General features: G+C 62.5%; 16 protein-coding genes and 1 riboswitch. Of the genes, 13 read left to right on the top strand and 3 right to left on the bottom strand.

Features of this window, described 5'->3' with window-relative positions:
* Positions 1-85: 85 nt before the first annotated feature.
* Positions 86-1,480: an MFS transporter gene (locus OSW16_RS24365; RefSeq protein WP_241806273.1), complete on the top strand. Its 1,395-nt coding sequence runs from the start codon at positions 86-88 to the stop codon at positions 1,478-1,480.
* Between the two features lie 9 nt (positions 1,481-1,489).
* Positions 1,490-2,041, top strand: a complete 552-nt coding sequence (locus tag OSW16_RS24360; protein ID WP_012316509.1) for a single-stranded DNA-binding protein — start codon at positions 1,490-1,492, stop codon at positions 2,039-2,041.
* Positions 2,042-2,183: 142 nt separating this feature from the next.
* On the opposite strand, the gene OSW16_RS24355 is transcribed toward OSW16_RS24360, so the two are convergent.
* Positions 2,184-3,617, bottom strand: a complete 1,434-nt coding sequence (locus tag OSW16_RS24355; protein ID WP_241806272.1) for a TolC family outer membrane protein — start codon at positions 3,615-3,617, stop codon at positions 2,184-2,186.
* A 161-nt stretch (positions 3,618-3,778) separates the two neighbouring features.
* A riboswitch (TPP riboswitch) is annotated at positions 3,779-3,885 on the top strand.
* A 156-nt stretch (positions 3,886-4,041) separates the two neighbouring features.
* Here OSW16_RS24355 and thiC point away from each other — a divergent pair.
* Positions 4,042-5,928: a phosphomethylpyrimidine synthase ThiC gene (gene thiC / locus OSW16_RS24350; RefSeq protein ID WP_267819146.1), complete on the top strand. Its 1,887-nt coding sequence runs from the start codon at positions 4,042-4,044 to the stop codon at positions 5,926-5,928.
* A gap of 86 nt (positions 5,929-6,014) precedes the next feature.
* A complete protein-coding gene (cytX, locus tag OSW16_RS24345) occupies positions 6,015-7,298 on the top strand; it encodes a putative hydroxymethylpyrimidine transporter CytX (RefSeq protein ID WP_267819144.1) in 1,284 nt (427 codons plus the stop codon).
* On the opposite strand, the gene OSW16_RS24340 is transcribed toward cytX, so the two are convergent.
* Positions 7,267-8,013, bottom strand: a complete 747-nt coding sequence (locus OSW16_RS24340; RefSeq protein WP_241806269.1) for an RsiV family protein — start codon at positions 8,011-8,013, stop codon at positions 7,267-7,269. The genes cytX and OSW16_RS24340 overlap by 32 nt on opposite strands.
* 185 nt (positions 8,014-8,198) lie before the next feature.
* Between OSW16_RS24340 and OSW16_RS24335 the strand changes: the two genes are divergently transcribed.
* From OSW16_RS24335 to OSW16_RS24295, 9 genes are all read left to right on the top strand, one after another.
* Complete coding sequence (locus OSW16_RS24335; protein ID WP_241806268.1) at positions 8,199-8,816, top strand: NUDIX domain-containing protein; 618 nt, start codon at positions 8,199-8,201, stop codon at positions 8,814-8,816.
* Positions 8,807-9,259 (top strand): DUF1249 domain-containing protein, encoded by a 453-nt coding sequence (locus tag OSW16_RS24330; protein ID WP_042111790.1) that lies wholly within the window; start codon positions 8,807-8,809, stop codon positions 9,257-9,259. Before OSW16_RS24335 ends, OSW16_RS24330 begins: the two co-directional genes overlap by 10 nt.
* 85 nt (positions 9,260-9,344) lie before the next feature.
* Positions 9,345-10,148 carry a 3',5'-cyclic-AMP phosphodiesterase gene (gene cpdA, locus OSW16_RS24325; RefSeq protein ID WP_267819139.1) on the top strand — a complete coding sequence of 268 codons (804 nt, stop codon included), beginning with the start codon at positions 9,345-9,347 and terminating at the stop codon, positions 10,146-10,148.
* A gap of 130 nt (positions 10,149-10,278) precedes the next feature.
* A complete protein-coding gene (locus OSW16_RS24320; RefSeq protein WP_267819137.1) occupies positions 10,279-10,887 on the top strand; it encodes a YqiA/YcfP family alpha/beta fold hydrolase in 609 nt (202 codons plus the stop codon).
* Between the two features lie 35 nt (positions 10,888-10,922).
* Complete coding sequence (gene parE, locus OSW16_RS24315) at positions 10,923-12,827, top strand: DNA topoisomerase IV subunit B (protein ID WP_012316499.1); 1,905 nt, start codon at positions 10,923-10,925, stop codon at positions 12,825-12,827.
* Entirely contained in the window at positions 12,824-13,810 is a 987-nt protein-coding gene (locus tag OSW16_RS24310) for an esterase-like activity of phytase family protein (protein ID WP_267819135.1), read from the top strand. The genes parE and OSW16_RS24310 overlap by 4 nt, the downstream gene beginning before the upstream one ends.
* A complete protein-coding gene (locus tag OSW16_RS24305) occupies positions 13,807-14,325 on the top strand; it encodes a retropepsin-like aspartic protease family protein (RefSeq protein ID WP_046788114.1) in 519 nt (172 codons plus the stop codon). Before OSW16_RS24310 ends, OSW16_RS24305 begins: the two co-directional genes overlap by 4 nt.
* Before the next feature lie 10 nt (positions 14,326-14,335).
* On the top strand, positions 14,336-16,594 hold the full coding sequence (parC, locus tag OSW16_RS24300) for a DNA topoisomerase IV subunit A (RefSeq protein ID WP_267819132.1): 2,259 nt from the start codon (positions 14,336-14,338) through the stop codon (positions 16,592-16,594).
* A 174-nt stretch (positions 16,595-16,768) separates the two neighbouring features.
* On the top strand, positions 16,769-17,479 hold the full coding sequence (locus tag OSW16_RS24295; RefSeq protein WP_241806263.1) for a PqiC family protein: 711 nt from the start codon (positions 16,769-16,771) through the stop codon (positions 17,477-17,479).
* A 73-nt stretch (positions 17,480-17,552) separates the two neighbouring features.
* Here OSW16_RS24295 and OSW16_RS24290 read toward each other — a convergent pair whose 3' ends face one another.
* Entirely contained in the window at positions 17,553-19,019 is a 1,467-nt protein-coding gene (locus OSW16_RS24290) for an AhpA/YtjB family protein (RefSeq protein WP_267819130.1), read from the bottom strand.
* Between the last annotated feature and the right edge of the window lie 29 nt (positions 19,020-19,048).

Below are 19,048 nucleotides of genomic sequence, written 5' to 3'. Positions count from 1 at the left end.
CTGCCAGTACGCGGCAAAGCGTCACGTAGATGCTGTCAAGCTGTCGGACTGATAGAATCGCCGCCGGTTCACACGAGGTTAATCCATGCACGACACCCACAACGAGCGCATGAGTGGCAGCGAAACGCGCGCCGCTGGCGGCCTGGCCCTGGTCTTTGCCTTTCGTATGCTGGGCATGTTCATGGTCTTGCCGGTGCTGGCCACCTACGGCATGGACCTGGCCGGTGCCACGCCCGCGCTGATCGGCCTGGCCATCGGTGCCTATGGCCTGACCCAGGCGTTTTTTCAAATCCCTTTCGGGATGATTTCCGATCGCATCGGCCGCCGTCCGGTGATCTATCTGGGCCTGGTGATCTTCGCTTTGGGCAGTGTACTGGCGGCTCAGGCCGACTCCATCTGGGGTGTGATTGCCGGGCGAATTCTGCAGGGCGCCGGGGCGATTTCCGCCGCAGTCATGGCGCTGCTGTCCGACCTGACCCGTGAGCAGCACCGTACCAAGGCCATGGCCATGATCGGCATGAGCATCGGCCTGTCGTTCGCTGTGGCGATGGTCGTTGGCCCACTTCTCACCAGCGCCTTCGGCCTGTCAGGATTGTTCCTGGCCACGGCAGGACTTGCCCTGGTAGGCATTTTGCTGATCGCCTTCATCGTGCCCAACACCCACAGCACCTTGCAGCACCGCGAATCGGGTGTGGCGCGCCAGGCACTCGGTCCAACCCTGCGCCATCCGGACCTTCTGCGCCTGGACGCCGGCATCTTCATCCTCCACGCGATCCTCATGGCGAGCTTCGTTGCGCTGCCTCTGGCCTTCGTCGAGCGCGGTGGCTTGCCCAAGGAAGAGCACTGGTGGGTGTACCTGACTGCGCTGTTCATCTCATTTTTTGCAATGGTCCCTTTCATCATCTACGGCGAAAAAAAGCGCAAGATGAAACGCGTATTGGCCGGAGCGGTCAGTGTGTTGCTGCTGGTGGAGGTGTTCTTCTGGCAGTGGGCTGACAACTTGCGCGGACTGGTGATTGGCACCGTGGTATTCTTTACTGCATTCAACCTGCTGGAGGCATCGCTGCCGTCGCTGGTTAGCAAGGTGTCGCCTGCTGGCGGCAAGGGGACGGCGATGGGGGTGTATTCCACCAGCCAGTTCCTTGGTGCTGCGCTGGGTGGGATTCTTGGCGGCTGGCTGTTCCAGCACGGTGGGCTGAACACGGTGTTCCTCGGTTGCGCGGTGCTGTGTGCCGTATGGCTGGTGGTTGCGTTACGCATGAACGAGCCGCCGTATGTGACCAGCCTGCGCATGCCGCTGACGCCTGAGGCAGTCCGGGAAGCCGGCCTGACCGAGCGCCTGATGGCCGTGCCGGGTGTGACCGACGCCGTTGTGGTGGCAGAAGAAGCTGCCATCTATATCAAACTGGATACGAAAATTTTGGACCGTGCGACCCTCGAGCGTCTGGTGAACCCAGCCTCTTCGGCGTGCGAAGCCTAGGAGAACGTTATGGCCCGTGGGGTTAACAAAGTCATTCTGGTCGGCACCTGTGGCCAGGATCCCGAAGTCCGCTACCTGCCCAACGGTAACGCCGTGACCAACCTGAGCCTGGCTACCAGCGAGCAGTGGACCGACAAGCAGTCGGGCCAGAAGGTCGAGCGTACCGAGTGGCACCGTGTGTCGATGTTCGGCAAGGTTGCCGAAATCGCTGGCGAATACCTGCGCAAGGGTTCGCAGGTGTACATCGAGGGCAAGCTGCAGACCCGCGAGTGGGAAAAAGACGGCATCAAGCGTTACACCACCGAAATCATCGTCGACATGCAGGGCACCATGCAGTTGCTCGGCGGCCGTCCGCAGAACCAGCAAGGTGGCGGCGACCAGTACAACCAAGGTGGTGGTAACAACTACAACCAGGGTGGCCAGCAGCAACAGTACAACCAGGCGCCGCCACGTCAGCAGGCCCCACGCCCGCAACAGGCCCAGCAGCGCCCTGCGCCGCAACAGCCCGCGCCGCAGCCGGCTGCTGACTTTGACAGCTTTGATGACGATATTCCGTTCTGAGCAACCTCAGGTCGGTAAGACGTCCAGCTTTATCGAAAAACCCAGGGCATTTGCCCTGGGTTTTTTGTGTCTTGCGGATTGCCGGGGATCGGGAAATGCATCCTCGAACGCTTTGTTTCGACGATTGCCGTGACCGCTTGCCTCAAGGCCTGCGTTCGAAGTTCTTCGCCGCTGCCGCCGCCAGGTCCGGTGGCAGGAAGTCCTTGTCCGGATTGTAGTCCGCCTTCAGGTACCGCTTGAGGTCCACCAGGTCCTGTGGGCTCAAAGTGCCAGCCGCTTGCTTCAGGCTGAGGTTGTCAAGAATGTAGTCGTACCGGCTGTTGTTGTAGTCGCGAACCGAGGTGTACAGCTGGCGCTGGGCATCGAGCACGTCGACGATATTGCGGGTGCCGACCTGGTAACCGATCTCGGTGGCTTCCAGCGCGCTCTGGTTGGAAATGATCGACTGCTTGCGCGCTTGCACCTGCTCCACATCGGTATTCACGGCACGGTGCAGGTTGCGTGTGTTCTCCACCACCTGGCGGCGCAGGCTCTCGCGTTGTTGTTCGCTCTGGCTCAGGCGCTGGTATGCCTCGCGTACTTGCGAGCTGGTCAGGCCGCCACTGTAGATCGGGATGTTCAGCTGCAGGCCGATGCTGGTCTGCTCCACGTCACCGCTGTAGCGCACGCCCAGTTGCGAAGGGTTGGAGAAGCCCAGGCTGTCATTGTCGCCTTTCTGGTATTTGGCTACCGCATCAAGGGTCGGGGCGTGGCCGGCCTTGCGCTGGCGTAGGGTTTCTTCGGCGGCATCGACTGCGTAGTTGGTTGCCAGCAGGTTGAGGTTCTGCCGCCCCGCAGTCTCGACCCAGGCCTTGGCGTCGTTGGGGGTGGGCACCTGTATCGGCAAGGTGTGAACAACGCCCTGGATCGAGGTGTATTCGCGGTTGGTGAGGGTCACCAAGGCCTCGAAAGCATCCTGCACCTGGCGTTCGGCAATGATCCGGTTGGCCCGAGCGGTGTCATAGCTGGCCTGGGACTGCAGCACGTCGGTCTTGTCGGACAGGCCGACATCGAAACGTTCGTTGGACTGGTCCAGCTGGCGCTTGAAGGCCGATTCTTCGGCTTTCGTGGCTGCCAGGTTGTCCTGGGCCCGCAGCACGGCAAAGTAGCTTTGCGCGGTCTGCAGGATCAGGTTTTGCTCAGTGGCAGACAACTCCAGCGCCGCCTGCTCGTTGACGGCCTCGGCGGCCTGCAACTGGAACCAGCGATCGGCGCGGAAGACAGGTTGCGCCAGTGTGGCGCTCCAGGAGTTGCCGCTGCGGTTCGAGGTGATCGAGGGTTCGTCGAGTTTGGTGCGGGTGTTCATCATTTCGGCACCTGCCGACAGGTTGGGCAGCAGGCCGGCGCGGGCCTGGGGCACCACTTCGCGGCGCGCGCCATAATCGGCGCGAGCGGCGGCAAGATCGGCGTTGTTGTCGACCGCTTCCTGGTAGACACTGACCAAATCAGTCTTCACCGTCATGGGCACATCCGCTGCCCAGGCCACTCCGTTGGACGCACAAGACACGGCAATCGCCAGTGAGAGTTTGCGCAGCATAGAGGCAATCCTTGTACGAAATTTAATTACTGAACTGTTGAGTATCGAGCGATGGGGCAGTGTAGTGCCATGCGCAATTGGCAACAATCGTTGGCGGTGCCTTTCATCATCCCCCCGTTTTACACGCTTGGCTTTGCCGGCCACTCCAGTCTAGACTGCGCACGTTCTTGTCGGGGTGCCTTGAAGCAAAGGCTGAGATCGCATAGGTGCGGATCCCGTTGAACCTGATCAGGTTAGCGCCTGCGTAGGGAACAAGATTGCTCGCCTTCCCGGGGAGCCTCTTGTGCCAGGTCCGGGAATGTCGCAGCTGCAAGCAGCTCAAGGCACTCCATGTATCCGGCACTGCATACCCGCCAAGGGGTGCGTCCGCGTCTTTCAGGTTCTCCCCGACATTCCACCGCTAGGAAGCTGTCTGGAGCCTGTGATGAGCAAACAAGAAAAAACGATCAACCTCAGCGAATCGGCGCAAGTCGATCAGCAGTCCGTGCAACCCTTCCCGCGTTCGCGCAAGGTCTATGTCGAGGGCTCGCGCCCGGACATCCGCGTGCCGATGCGCGAAATCAGTCTGCACGATACCCCAACCGACTTCGGCGGCGAAGCCAACGCCCCGGTACTGGTCTACGACACTTCCGGCCCCTATACCGATCCCGACGTCATCATCGATGTACGCAAAGGCCTGGCCGATGTCCGTTCGGCCTGGATCGACGCCCGTGGGGATACCGAGCGCCTGGGTGGGCTGAGCTCGAATTTCGGCCAGCAACGCCTGAACGACGCCGAACTGGCCAAGCTGCGCTTCAACCATGTGCGCAACCCGCGCCGCGCCAAGGCTGGCGCCAACGTCTCGCAGATGCATTACGCCCGCCAGGGCATCATCACCGCCGAGATGGAGTACGTCGCCATCCGCGAGAACATGAAGCTGCAGGAGGCACGCGCTGCTGGGCTGCTCACGCAGCAGCACGCCGGCCACAGCTTCGGCGCCAACATCCCCAAAGAGATCACTGCCGAGTTCGTGCGCGAGGAGATCGCCCGCGGCCGCGCGATCATCCCGGCCAATATCAACCACACGGAGCTGGAGCCGATGATCATCGGCCGCAACTTCCTGGTGAAGATCAACGGCAACATCGGCAACAGCGCCTTGGGCTCCTCGATCGAAGAAGAAGTGGCCAAGCTGACCTGGGGTATTCGCTGGGGCTCGGACACGGTCATGGACCTGTCGACCGGCAAACACATCCACGAAACCCGCGAGTGGATCATCCGCAACTCGCCGGTACCCATCGGTACCGTACCGATCTACCAGGCCCTGGAAAAGGTCGGCGGAGTTGCCGAAGACCTGACCTGGGAGCTGTTCCGCGACACGCTGATCGAGCAGGCAGAGCAGGGCGTTGACTACTTCACCATCCATGCTGGCGTGCTGCTGCGCTACGTGCCACTGACCGCCAAGCGAGTCACCGGTATCGTCAGCCGCGGCGGGTCGATCATGGCCAAGTGGTGCCTGGCGCATCACCAGGAGAACTTCCTGTACACGCATTTCGATGAGATCTGCGAAATCATGAAGGCTTACGACGTGAGCTTCTCGCTCGGTGACGGACTACGCCCAGGCTCGATTGCCGATGCCAACGACGCGGCGCAGTTCGGTGAGCTGGAAACCCTTGGCGAGCTGACCAAGATCGCCTGGAAGCACGACGTGCAGTGCATGATCGAAGGCCCTGGCCATGTGCCGATGCAGTTGATCAAGGAAAACATGGACAAGCAGCTGGAGTGCTGCGACGAGGCGCCGTTCTACACCCTCGGCCCTCTGACCACTGACATTGCGCCAGGTTACGACCACATCACCTCGGGCATCGGCGCGGCCATGATCGGCTGGTTCGGCTGCGCCATGCTGTGCTACGTCACGCCCAAGGAGCACCTGGGCCTGCCGAACAAGGATGACGTCAAGACCGGCATCATCACTTACAAGATCGCCGCGCATGCTGCCGACCTTGCCAAGGGGCACCCAGGCGCACAGATCCGTGACAATGCCCTGTCCAAGGCGCGTTTCGAGTTCCGCTGGGAGGACCAGTTCAACCTGGGCCTGGACCCTGACACCGCGCGTGCCTTCCACGACGAAACCCTGCCGAAGGAGTCGGCCAAGGTCGCGCACTTCTGCTCGATGTGCGGGCCGAAGTTCTGCTCGATGAAAATCACCCAGGAGGTCCGGGAGTACGCCGCCAACCTGCGCATCGATGCCGTGGATGTGTCGGTTGAGGAGGGTATGCGCGAGCAGGCCGAACGGTTCCGCCAGGAAGGCAGCCAGCTGTACCACAAGGTGTAAGCCGCTGTGATCGTTTGCAGGAGCGCCCCGGCAACGCCGCTCCTGCAACCACTGCGTCGATTGGATTTCTTTGTCGAGTGACAACAATGACAACTACCAGCCATTTTTCCCCCGACCACCCCGTCCCCGCCAGCCAACGCCCGTTCGGTGGCCGGGACCTGTTCTCGCTCTGGTTTTCCCTGGGCATCGGCCTGATGGTCCTGCAGGTGGGCGCGATGCTCGCCCCCGGCCTGGGCCTGGCCGGCGCGGTGCTGGCCATCATCTTGGGTACCGGCGTGGGCGTACTGCTGCTTGGGGCGGCAGGCGTGATTGGCAGCGACACGGGCCTGTGCGCCATGGCCACCCTGCGCCTGAGCCTGGGCAGCCACGGCGCGCGCTTGCCGGCGTTGCTCAACCTGCTGCAACTGATCGGTTGGGGGGCGTTCGAGATCATTGTCATGCGGGACGCCGCCAGCCTGCTGGGCGCGCGCACCTTCGGTGAAGGCAGCCTGTGGAACAGCCCAATGTTCTGGACCCTCTGCTTCGGTGGCCTGGCCACGCTGCTCGCGGTCAGCGGGCCGCTGGCATTCGTGCGCAAGGTGCTGCGTAAATGGGGGATCTGGCTGTTGTTGGGCGCTTGCCTGTGGCTGACCTGGAACCTCTTCGCCAAGGCTGACCTGAGCGAGCTGTGGCAGCGCAGCGGAGATGGGTCGATGTCGCTGGCCACGGGCTTCGACATCGTCATCGCCATGCCGCTTTCCTGGTTGCCGTTGATTGCCGACTACTCGCGTTTCGCCCGCAGCGCCAGGCGCGTGTTCGGCGGGACCGTGCTCGGTTACTTCATCGGCAATACCTGGCTGATGAGCCTGGGCGTGGCCTACACCCTTGCCTTTGCGCCGAGCGGTGAGGTCAACGCGCTGTTGCTGGCCCTGGCCGGTGCCGGGCTGGGTATTCCGTTGCTGCTGATTTTGCTGGACGAGTCGGAGAAGGCCTTTGCCGATATCCACTCGGCGGCGGTATCGACTGGCCTGCTGGTACGCCTGAAGGTCGAGCACCTGGCGTTGGCCATCGGTGTGCTATGTACGCTGATTGCTCTGCTGGCGCCGCTGGCCCAGTACGAGAACTTCCTGCTGCTGATTGGCTCGGTGTTCGCGCCGCTGTTCGGTGTGGTGCTGATGGACCACTTCGTGATCCGCCGCCGCCGCCTTCCAGCACAAATCGATGGTATGCACTGGCAGGCGCTGCTGGCTTGGGCGGTGGGCGTGGTGGCCTATCACAGCATCGCTGCGCAAGCGCCAGAGGTCGGCGCTACCCTGCCAGCATTACTGCTGGCGGGTGGGCTGCATGCGCTACTAAGCCTCAGCCGCGGCCGGGGAACAGTTCGGGCTTGAGCACGCCATTCAGGCGAGGGTAGGGAAGCTTCAGTTCCACGTGGCCCATGGAGTAGGGCGCGATGGTATAGACCTCGTATTTGACAACCACTGCGCCGTACGTCAGCGCGATGTGCGGCGACTTCTTGAACGGCCAGGTTTTGACGAACTCGGCATCCTTGTCCATCCCCACGCTGATCAGCCAGGCGCGGTGCGATTCTTCTACCGTTTTCCAGAAGGTGTCTTCCTGGCCCGGGACCAGCATGTCCTGCAGGGTCAGTACCTTGTCCAGCTTGCGCGAATAGTTGATGAAGCCCCGGCCTGGCATGCCATGAGCGCCGCCGCTATCGAGGTAGCTGGACAGCTCGATGATCACCAGCCCGTCATGCTGTTCACGTACCTTGGCCTGCAGGTAGCTGCTGTTGCGTTTGTCGGCAGTTGCCAGGTATTGCTGCTCATACGCCTGCAAAGTGCTTGGTGCGGTGCCATGCTGGTTGTCTTCGGTCAGTTGCAGCAGGCGCTTTTCGACGATTGCGTCGAGCTTGGGCAGGTCCGGGAAGTGAATGGTGTCAATATTCACCAGTGGGCAGTCACTCTCGCTGCAACCTGGCTTTACGTGCTCCCAGGCGTCGCGCTTCACCTCCAGCGGGGCACGGTAATTCGGCGCGAACAGGCTCTGGCAGGCACCGAGGGCCAAGGCCAGCACCGCCACGGCAGTCAGTTTGACAAGTGTCATGATGATCCTTGCAATACAGGGAAAAGTCGGCCTTTGACCGCCTGCGCGGCCTTCAGTTCGCCACTAAGCTAACAGAGAGAACAGCCCCTGTCCCGACTGCGCGAATGGTTAACGGAAAGGGGTGAAACAGGCAGGCGTGCAGAGTAGGATGGCGCGAAGCGGTATTTGAGGTAATGAGGATTTCCATGTCAGACGCGTTGAATTCAGTGCCCAAGGGCTTCGACATCATCGAACGGGCCAATTGCTTCCAGGGCTTCTACAGGCTCGACAAGCTTCGCCTGCGCCATGAGCTGTTCGCCGGGGGCATGGGCCGTGAGATCAGCCGCGAACTGTTCGTGCGCCATGATGCCGTTTGCGTGCTGCCTTACGATCCGCTGCGTGATGAAGTGGTATTGATCGAGCAGTTTCGCGTCGGTGCGCTGGATAAAGTCGACAACCCTTGGCTGATCGAGATGGTCGCCGGCCTGATCGACAAGGACGAACAGCCTGAAGAGGTCGCTCATCGTGAAGCCGAAGAGGAAGCCGGCCTGACCTTCAGCGCCCTATGGCCGATGACGCGGTATTTCCCGTCGCCGGGCGGCAGTGATGAATACGTGCACCTGTTCCTTGGCCGCTGCAGCAGCGAAGGCGCCGGGGGGCTGCACGGCCTGGAAGAAGAGGGCGAGGATATCCGTGTGCGGGTCTGGTCGTTCGAAGATGCTTTGCAGGCTGTGCGCGATGGGCGTATCTGCAATGCGGCGACGATCATCGGCCTGCAATGGCTGGCGCTCAACAGAGATGAAGTACGAGGTATGTGGAAGTGAACCTGCTGCGTGAGCGTTATCGGGTCGATCTGGCCGGGCTGCAGGCAGCCTGTGAGGCCAACTACGCCCGGCTCATGCGCCTGCTGCCCGACATGCGTACCACCCAGAGTTCGCGCCGCATCGGCATGACCCAGGGCGACCAGATGCTCGGCGTGCTGGTGCTCGATGTAGTGCTGGCCTGCCCGTATACCACTACCCTGCGGGTGCGCCAGGAGCACAGCCTGCCTTGGCTGCCGGTGCCCCACCTTGAGGTGCAGGTGTACCACGATGCGCGTATGGCCGAAGTGGTCAGCGCCGAACACACCAGGCGCCTGCGCAGCATCTACCCGTATCCCAACCAGTCCATGCACCAGCCGGATGAAAAGGCCCAGCTCAACCTGTTTCTCGGCGAATGGCTGAGCCACTGCCTGGCGTGTGGTCACGAGCTGGCAAGTGTGCGCTGAAATGTGACCCAGGTCGGTTTCGGCTGTTTTCTCGTAACCGATCCCCCGCCATAATTCGTGCTGAATTCCCCCGAGGAGACGGCCGGTGCCGCACCCAGACCCCTCTCAGGCACCCGTATGCGTGGTGCAATTGACTGACGCTCACCTGTTCGCTGACCCTGCGGGCACGCTGTTGGGGCTGCGCACGCGCGACAGCCTGCGTCATGTGATCGCCCAAGTGCGTCGTGAACAGCCGCGTATCGATCTGCTGTTGTGCACGGGTGACCTTTCGCAGGATGGCAGTGTTGCCTCGTATCAGGCGTTTCGTGATCTTACGGGCGAGATCGGCGTGCCGGCGCGCTGGTTGCCGGGTAATCATGATGAAGCCAGGGTCATGGCCGAGGTGGCGCCGGAGCTGGTGCAGGCAGTGACCGATATTGGCGCCTGGCGTGTCATCATGCTCAATTCTGCGGTGCAGGGCGCGACCCATGGGCTGCTTGAGCCGGCACAGCTGGCGCTGCTCGATGATGCGCTGGTGTCGGCCGGTGGGCGCCATTGCCTGGTCTGCTGCCATCATCAGCCGGTGGATATCGGCTGCGCCTGGATCGCACCGATCGGGTTACGCAATGCGGATCAATTGCTGCGCCGGCTTGAGGGTTATCCACAGGTGAGGGCGCTGCTTTGGGGGCATATCCATCAGGAGTGGGATGAGCTGCGTGGCGGGCTGCGCCTGCTGGCCACGCCATCGACGTGCATACAGTTCGCCGCGGGTAGCGAAGACTTCAAGGTGAGTGAGGAGCAGCCAGGTTACCGCTGGTTGCGCCTGCATGCCGACGGGCAGCTGGAGACCGGGGTGCAGCGGGCCACGGACTTCGAGGTGAAGCTCGATTTCGATAGCCCGGGCTATTGAAACCAGGGTAGCAGCGTCGCAAAAATTGTTGCGAAAAACCCGCCGCTGCGCCAAAACACGGCGAACACGCTACACTGCGCATCCCTGCGCCTCCACCATGGGGCGCGAAGCCAAAGATTCCGGGGGCAGCATGTCGGGTTCCATCCTCTATATCCATGGCTTGAACAGCTCACCGCTCTCCACCAAGGCGCGTCAGCTCGACGCTGTGATGCAGCAGCTAGGCCTGTCCGGCCAGCTGCGCGTACCCGCCTTGCACCATCACCCGCGCCAGGCCATCGCACAGCTCGAAGCGGCCATCGCCGAACTGGGCGCGCCCCTGCTGGTCGGCAGTTCGCTCGGCGGCTACTATGCCACCCATCTGGCCGAGCGCTTGGGCCTCAAAGCCCTGCTGATCAACCCCGCGGTTACCCCGCACAAGCTGTTCGACGGCTACCTGGGCACCCAGCGCAACCACTACAGCGGCGAAACCTGGGAGCTGACCCACGATCATGTCCAGGCCCTGGCTGAACTGGAAGTGCCGGCCCCCGCGGACGCCAGCCGCTATCAAGTGTGGTTGCAGACCGCCGATGAAACCCTGGACTATCGCCACGCCCAGCATTATTACCGGGCGTGCGCGTTGCGTATCCAGGCCGGTGGTGATCACAGCTACCAGGGCTTTGCCGAGCAGATACCAGCCCTGCTGGCCTTCGCCGGAATTGCCCGGGGGCAGTATGCGGCGCTCGATTTTTCTGTATTTTGATTTTTTCGCATTCACCAGACTGACGACGAGAACCCATGGCCAACCCCAGCGCTAGCGCCTATAACGCAGACGCCATCGAAGTCCTCTCGGGCCTTGACCCGGTCCGTAAACGGCCGGGCATGTACACCGATACCAGCCGGCCCAACCACCTGGCCCAGGAAGTCATCGACAACAGTGTCGACGAAGCCCTGGCTGGCCACGCCCGTTCGGTGCAGGTCATCCTTCATGCCGACCACTCGCTGGAAGTCAGCGATGACGGCCGCGGCATGCCGGTGGATATCCACCCCGAAGAGGGTGTATCGGGGGTCGAGTTGATCCTCACCAAGCTGCATGCCGGCGGCAAGTTCTCCAACAAGAACTACCAATTCTCCGGGGGCTTGCACGGCGTCGGCATCTCGGTGGTCAATGCCTTGTCGACCCAGGTGCGCGTGCGCGTCAAGCGGGACGGCAACGAATACCAGATGACCTTTGCCGATGGCTTCAAAGCCAGCGAGCTGGAAGTGGTCGGTACTGTCGGCAAGCGCAATACCGGCACCAGTGTGTACTTCAGCCCCGACCCGAAGTACTTCGATTCACCCAAGTTTTCCATCAGCCGCCTCAAGCACGTGCTCAAGGCCAAGGCCGTACTGTGCCCAGGGCTGTTGGTAAGCTTCGAGGACAAGGCCAGCGGCGAGAAGGTCGAATGGCACTACGAGGATGGCCTGCGTTCCTACCTGGTCGACTCGGTCAGTGAGTTCCAGCGCCTGCCGGACGAGCCCTTTTGCGGCAGCCTGGCTGGCAACAAGGAAGCCGTGGACTGGGCCTTGCTGTGGCTGCCCGAAGGCGGTGACAGTGTTCAGGAAAGCTACGTCAACCTGATCCCCACCGCCCAGGGCGGTACCCACGTGAACGGCTTGCGGCAGGGCCTGCTCGATGCCATGCGCGAGTTCTGCGAGTTCCGCAACCTGTTGCCGCGCGGGGTCAAGCTGGCGCCAGAAGACGTTTGGGAACGCATCACGTTCGTGCTCTCGATGAAGATGCAAGAGCCACAGTTCTCCGGGCAGACCAAAGAGCGTCTGTCGTCCCGCGAGGCTGCAGCATTCGTCTCGGGCGTGGTCAAGGACGCCTTCAGCCTGTGGCTCAATGCACACCCCGAACTGGGCATGCAACTGGCGGAACTGGCCATCAGCAACGCCGGCCGCCGCCTCAAGGCCAGCAAGAAAGTCGAGCGCAAGCGCGTCACTCAGGGCCCTGCGCTGCCGGGCAAGCTGGCCGATTGCGCAGGCCAGGACCCAATGCGGGCCGAGCTGTTCCTGGTCGAGGGTGATTCGGCCGGTGGTTCTGCCAAACAGGCGCGTGACAAGGAGTTCCAGGCGATCCTGCCGCTGCGCGGCAAGATCCTCAACACCTGGGAAGTGGACGGTGGTGAGGTGCTGGCCAGCCAGGAAGTGCACAACATTGCCGTGGCCATCGGTGTCGACCCGGGCGCCGCCGACCTGTCGCAGCTGCGCTATGGCAAGATCTGCATCCTTGCCGACGCCGACTCCGACGGCCTGCACATCGCTACCCTGCTGTGCGCGCTGTTCGTTCAGCACTTCCGTCCGTTGGTCGAAGCAGGCCACGTCTACGTTGCCATGCCGCCGCTGTACCGTATCGACCTGGGCAAGGAAATCTACTACGCCCTCGATGAGGCTGAGCGCGACGGCATTCTCGACCGCCTGGTGGCCGAGAAAAAGCGTGGCAAGCCGCAGGTCACCCGATTCAAAGGGCTGGGCGAAATGAACCCACCGCAGTTGCGCGAAACAACCATGGACCCTAACACCCGGCGCCTGGTCCAGCTGACCCTGGATGACCTGCAGGGCACGACCGAAATCATGGATATGCTGTTGGCCAAGAAACGTGCGGGCGATCGCAAGAACTGGCTGGAGACCAAAGGCAATCTGGCCGAGGTTCTGGTTTGATTCGTTCGTTTGTCGCGGTTTTCCTTACGCTGGTCGCGCTGCAAAGCCTGGCTGGCGACTGGCCGGAGCTGAAGCTGACATCCGAGCATCCGATCGACGGCATGCGCGGCGGCAATCTCTCCGGGCTGGCTTTTTGTCGGGGTGCGTTGTGGGGCGTTTCGGATCGCGATGATGACCGTATCTACCGCTTCGACCCGCACAATCAGGTATGGCGCGCCCAGCCTTTGACGTTCTCCCCACCCCCGGTGCCGGACAGCGGTTTGCCTTGGGGGCTGAAGTCGCGCAACTGGGCGGTGTCGTTCATTCGTGGCGGGCAGTTTGATTACGAAGGCATCACTTGCGATCAGGCTGGTAACATCTACCTGGTCAGCGAAGCGCATGTGGCCGTGCTGCAATTGCCGGTCGTAGGCGCACCTGCCTGGCTCAGGGTTGACCCAGCGATGATTCGCCAGGCACGGGCCAGTGGCATGCTGCTGAACTTCAATGCCCTGTTCGAAGGCCTGGCGATCAACCCGGCCGGTGATCGCCTGTGGCTTGCGGCCGAGCGTGAGCGCCGGGGCTTGGTCAAGATAGAACGGCAGCAGTCGGTATGGACGTGCGGACGCAGTTGCGTACTGCTCAGTGAAGCCGGGGTCGAGATGCAACCGCCACAAATGCCGGAGGCCCGTGCGCGTTCGCGTGATTTTGCTGACCTGGCCTGGTTCGAGGGCAAGCTGTTCACCCTAGAACGCAATGCATACCGCGTGTGCCGGCGCCATGCCGACAACGGCGAGGTCGAGCGCTGCTGGTCATTCGCCGCCGATGCTCTGGTGCCCGAGCGCCGCTACGATCAGCCGTTCGGCCTGGCCGAAGCGTTGGTGATCGATGCCAAGGGCGCCTGGATCGGTCTGGACAACAACAACGCGGATCGCGCCGATGGTGAAAACCGCCCGGTCGTCTGGCGCTTCGCCGCACCGCAGGGCGGGTGGAGCGCCACACCATGAGCCAGCCACCGGGCAAGCGTGCGGGCAGGGTACTGATGATCGTCGCCTGGGCGGCGGCGATGTTCCTCGCGACGCGGTTTTTCGGTGAGTGGGAGGCGCGCGAGCGTAACCCCAATACCCAGGTGCAGTCCGAGCACGGCGAAGGCTTCATCGAGGTGCGTCTGCTGGGCAATGGCCAGGGCCATTTCGTGGCAGATGGCGCGATCAACGGCAAAGCTGTGCATTTCATGCTCGATACCGGCGCCACCGACGTGGCGATCCCCGAAGCGCTGGCCCGTGACCTGAGCCTGCAACGTGGCAGCCCGGTCATCCTCAGCACCGCCAACGGTCGCACCGAAGGTTACCGCACGCGACTGGACAGCCTGCAGCTTGGGGATATCCGCCTGCAGGGCGTGCGCGCCCTGGTGGTGCCGGGGCTGGATGGGCAAACGGTGCTGCTCGGCATGAGCGCTCTGAAACAACTTGAATTTACCCAGCGCGGCGGCACCATGCTGCTGCGCCAGAACCTGAAATGACGAGGCCCGCATGAGCGACTCACTGGAACTCAGCCTTGACGGCGTCGAACGCCGTTCGCTGGCTGACTTCACCGAACAGGCCTACCTCAACTATTCCATGTACGTGATCATGGACCGGGCCTTGCCGCACATCGGCGACGGCCTCAAGCCTGTGCAACGACGCATCGTCTATGCCATGAGCGAGTTGGGGCTCGATGCTGATGCCAAGCACAAGAAGTCGGCGCGTACCGTCGGCGACGTGCTCGGTAAATTCCACCCCCACGGCGATTCGGCCTGCTACGAAGCCATGGTGCTGATGGCGCAGCCGTTCAGCTACCGCTACACGCTGGTCGATGGCCAGGGTAACTGGGGTGCGCCGGACGATCCGAAGTCGTTCGCGGCGATGCGTTACACCGAAGCGCGCCTGTCGCGCTATTCCGAGGTGCTGCTCAGCGAACTGGGCCAGGGCACCGTGGACTGGGTGCCCAACTTCGACGGTACCCTGCAGGAGCCTGCGGTACTGCCGGCACGGTTACCGAACATCCTGCTCAACGGCACCACCGGCATTGCCGTCGGCATGGCCACCGACGTGCCGCCACACAACCTGCGCGAAGTGGCCAGTGCCTGTGTGCGCCTGCTCGACGAGCCCAAGGCCACCCTCGAGCAGCTGTGTGAACACATCCAGGGGCCGGACTACCCGACCGAAGCTGAAATCATCACGCCGCGTGCCGAGATCCTCAAGATCTACGAAAGCGGCCGCGGTTCGATCCGCATGCGCGCCGTATACCGGGTCGAGGACGGCGACATTGTCGTCACTGCGTTGCCGCACCAGGTCTCCGGGGCCAAGGTGCTGGAGCAGATCGCCGCGCAGATGCAGGCGAAGAAGCTGCCCATGGTCGCTGACCTGCGTGACGAATCGGACCATGAAAACCCCTGCCGTATCGTGATCATCCCACGCTCCAACCGCGTGGATGCCGACGAACTGATGCAGCACCTGTTCGCCACTACCGAGCTGGAAAGCAGCTATCGGGTCAACGTCAATATCATCGGCCTGGACGGGCGGCCGCAGCTCAAGAACCTGCGTGCCTTGCTTCTGGAGTGGCTGCAGTACCGCATCGGTACCGTTCGTCGTCGCCTGCAGCACCGCCTGGAGAAGGTCGAGCGGCGCCTTCACCTGTTGGAAGGCTTGCTCACTGCGTTCCTCAATCTCGATGAAGTCATCCACATCATCCGTACCGAGGAGCATCCCAAGCAGGCATTGATCGCTCGTTTCGACCTCACCGAAATCCAGGCCGACTACATCCTCGAGACCCGCCTGCGCCAGCTGGCGCGTCTGGAGGAGATGAAAATCCGCGGTGAGCAGGACGAATTGCTCAAGGAGCAGGCCAAGCTGCTGGCCCTGCTCGGCAGCGATGCCAAGCTACGCAAGCTGGTACGCAGCGAACTGATCAAGGATGCGGAGACTTACGGCGACGACCGCCGGTCGCCCATCGTCGCGCGCGCCGAAGCCAAGGCACTGTCGGAAAACGAGCTGATGCCGACGGAGCCTGTCACCGTCGTGCTGTCGGAAAAAGGCTGGGTGCGTTGCGCCAAAGGCCACGACATCGATGCAACCGGCCTCTCGTACAAAGCGGGCGATGGCTTCAAGGCTGCAGCAGCGGGGCGCTCCAACCAGTTTGCCGTGCTCATCGATTCCACCGGGCGCAGCTACTCGGTGGCTGCGCATACCTTGCCATCGGCGCGTGGCCAGGGTGAGCCGCTGACCGGTCGCCTGACGCCGCCGCCGGGGGCTACCTTCGAATGCGTGCTGCTGCCGGACGATGATGCGCTGTACGTTGTGGCATCGGATGCCGGTTACGGCTTTGTGGTCAAAGGTGAGGATCTGCAGGCCAAGAACAAGGCCGGCAAAGGGTTGCTCAGCCTGCCTAACGGGGCCAAGGTCATCGGCCCGCGCCCTGTGGCGAACCGTGAACAGGATTGGCTGGCGGCCGTGACCACCGAAGGTCGCTTGCTGGTATTCAAGGTCGCCGACCTGCCGCAACTGGGCAAAGGCAAGGGCAACAAGATTATCGGTGTGCCCGGTGATCGGGTCGCCAGCCGTGAAGAATATGTTACAGATCTGGCGGTGATCCCCGAGGGCGCCACCCTTGTATTGCAAGCTGGCAAGCGTACCCTGTCTTTGAAGCCGGACGACCTCGAGCATTACAAGGGCGAGCGCGGGCGGCGGGGTAGCAAGCTGCCACGCGGGTTCCAGCGCGTTGACGGTTTGCAGGTGGAAAGTCCGGCGTAACCCGCAGAAATGTCTGGGGCGGCAATTTCAGCGCCGTTCCAGGCAGAAATGCTGGAGTCGGGCCGACATTTCGCGGATGATAGTGCCCCTGTGGTGCCGGCGTGGCCGTGTGCCCGATTGAATCTATATGAGTATCAATGCGGTTAGCTTGTGGCGACCGCCTGGATGGGATGAATGAAATTTCTGCGCCTTCCATTTGCGCTGTTGATGACGGGCCTGCTGGGGCTGAGCGGATGCAGCATGCATCAGCCGGTTGCCCTGTATCAGCTCGACAGCGGTGACCCTGGCCAGCCTTCGCAGAGTGCGGGCATGGCCGTGGTGCTCGGCCCGGTGTCGGTCGCCGATTACCTGCAGCGTGAAACCTTTTTGCAGCGCCAGCCGGATGGCAGCCTGAGTTCGGCGACGGACGGTCGTTGGGCCGGTAGCCTGTCGGCAGACATCGACCAACTGTTGGTGCGTCAGCTAGCCTGGCGCCTGGACAGCCAGCGGGTGGTCCTGGCACCGGCCAGCAGTGGCTTCTCGCCTGACGTACAGGTATTGCTGTCGATCACTCGTCTGGACTCGGGCAAGAACCAGCCGGCTATCCTCGACGCCCAATGGCGTTTGCTGGACCGTCGCGGGAATGTGCGTGACAACCGGATCGTGCACCTCGAGCAGCCGCACGAAGGCAGCGAGTCTTCGCAGGTACAGGCCCAGGGGCAGTTGTTGCAGAAGCTGGCAGAACAGTTGAGCGCTGCAGTCAAACCTTTGGCCAACCAGCCAGCGATCGCTGAAGAGTCGCGCAAAAAACCTGCAGCGCCGGTTCAGGTCAAGAAAGCACCGGAGAAGTCAAAGATCCCTATGGCTTCGCCTATTCGGACCGATATGGAAGTCTATCGGTTCTGATGCTTACCCCGGATACACAAAAGCCCGCACATGTGCGGGCTTTTTCATGGGTGTGAGATCAGGGCACTCGGTATCACGCCCTGCGTTCGTGCATCCGCGCCAACTGCCGCTCCAGCATTGAGGGGTAGGGCTCCATCAAGCGTTCGACACAGCAGGCCCCTTCAGGGCTGGCAATTGGCCGGATGCGCGCACGCTGGCGAATCAGCGAGTCGTCACTGATCTGCCGCTCCACCAGCAGTAGGTTGCGGCTGTGCTGGGAGAGCGCCAGGGCGTCCTGGGCTTTTTCGGTCATCAGCAGGTCGACCTGCTCCAGCCCCTGCAAGTCATCGCCCAAGGCCAGGCCCAGTTGCAGTTGCAGGGTGATGCCGCTGTCGGCGACCTCGATCTGCAGGGCGTGGCCGAGTGCGCGCAGCAGCTCGCCGCAGCAGATTGCATTGGTCAGGTAATCCTCGCCGCAGTCGCGGCTGTGGAACAGCACCAGCGTGCTGCCGTCGTTGAGCGTGTGGGTTTCGCCATCGTACAGCGATGCGGCCTGCTCCAGGCAGTCGCGGTAGCGCTCCAGCAACTCGGTCAGGCGGGTGCGCGGCAGCCGGCGCAGTTGCTCCTGCGATCCTAGCTGAACGGCCAGCACCGCAGTGCTCTGCGGCTCGTCGGACTCGACTGCTGCGGCCTTCGGCGCGCTTTCTTCGTGGTCCAGCAGGCCGGCAAAGGCTTCATCGTCGTCTTCGTCGTCTACCTGAGCAGCAGCCTTGGCCCGTGGCGCAGCTTTGACCGGCGCAGGGGCATCGTGCAGATCGTCGAAGTCGTCTTCATCTTCATATTCCTCCGGTTCAGGCTCTGGAGGCGGCGGCGGGGCCAGGCGCGCATGCAGCTGACGGGCGATATCGCCGATCTCATCCTGACGATCGATCGCCGGGGTGTAGGGGTGCGGGTCACGCAGCCATACGCGCAGTTGCAGCAGCGGCAGGGTGATGTGGCGGCCTTGGCGCAGGCTCAGGCTCAGTGCCAGGGCCAGCAGGATCGCGGCCAGGATGCCCATGCTCTGCAGGCTGATCAGCATCGGCTGCTGGAACTGGCTCATGTCCAGGCTGATGCGCAGTTGCCCGGCCGTCACGTCCTGGAAGGTGATCTTGGTCTGGTACAGGCCTTCGGCCTCACCCAGCAGGCTGTTGCGTGGGCGCTGCCCGGCTTCTGCCAGGATGCGGTTGTCCACGCTGTATATCGCCGCGTGGGCCACCAGCGGGTTCTTCACCAGGTTGCCCAACAGCACGTTGAGGCTGAGGATGTCGTTGGACACCAGCAGCTCGGTCGCCGATGTGGCTGTCTGGGTGGTCAGGCTCTGGCCAAGGGCGTCCGCCTGCTCGTGCATGGCCTGCTTGAACTGCAGACCCATCACGCAGGCATAGATCACCAGCGCCAGCGCCACCAAGAAAATGTTGGTGCTGGCGATGCGCAGTGCCAGGGGAACGCGACGTTGGCGCAGGGCACGGAAGATCATGAGGAAGAAGTTGTCTGGTTTGACGGGCGTGGGCCGGTTCACAGAGCGCGGCTCTTAATGGCATGAAAGTG

Origin of the sequence: Pseudomonas putida (assembly GCF_026625125.1) — a bacterium.
GTDB lineage: Bacteria > Pseudomonadota > Gammaproteobacteria > Pseudomonadales > Pseudomonadaceae > Aquipseudomonas > Aquipseudomonas putida_X.
Note: the sequence above shows the minus strand (reverse complement) of the source record. Positions and strands in the feature narration are given on the sequence as shown.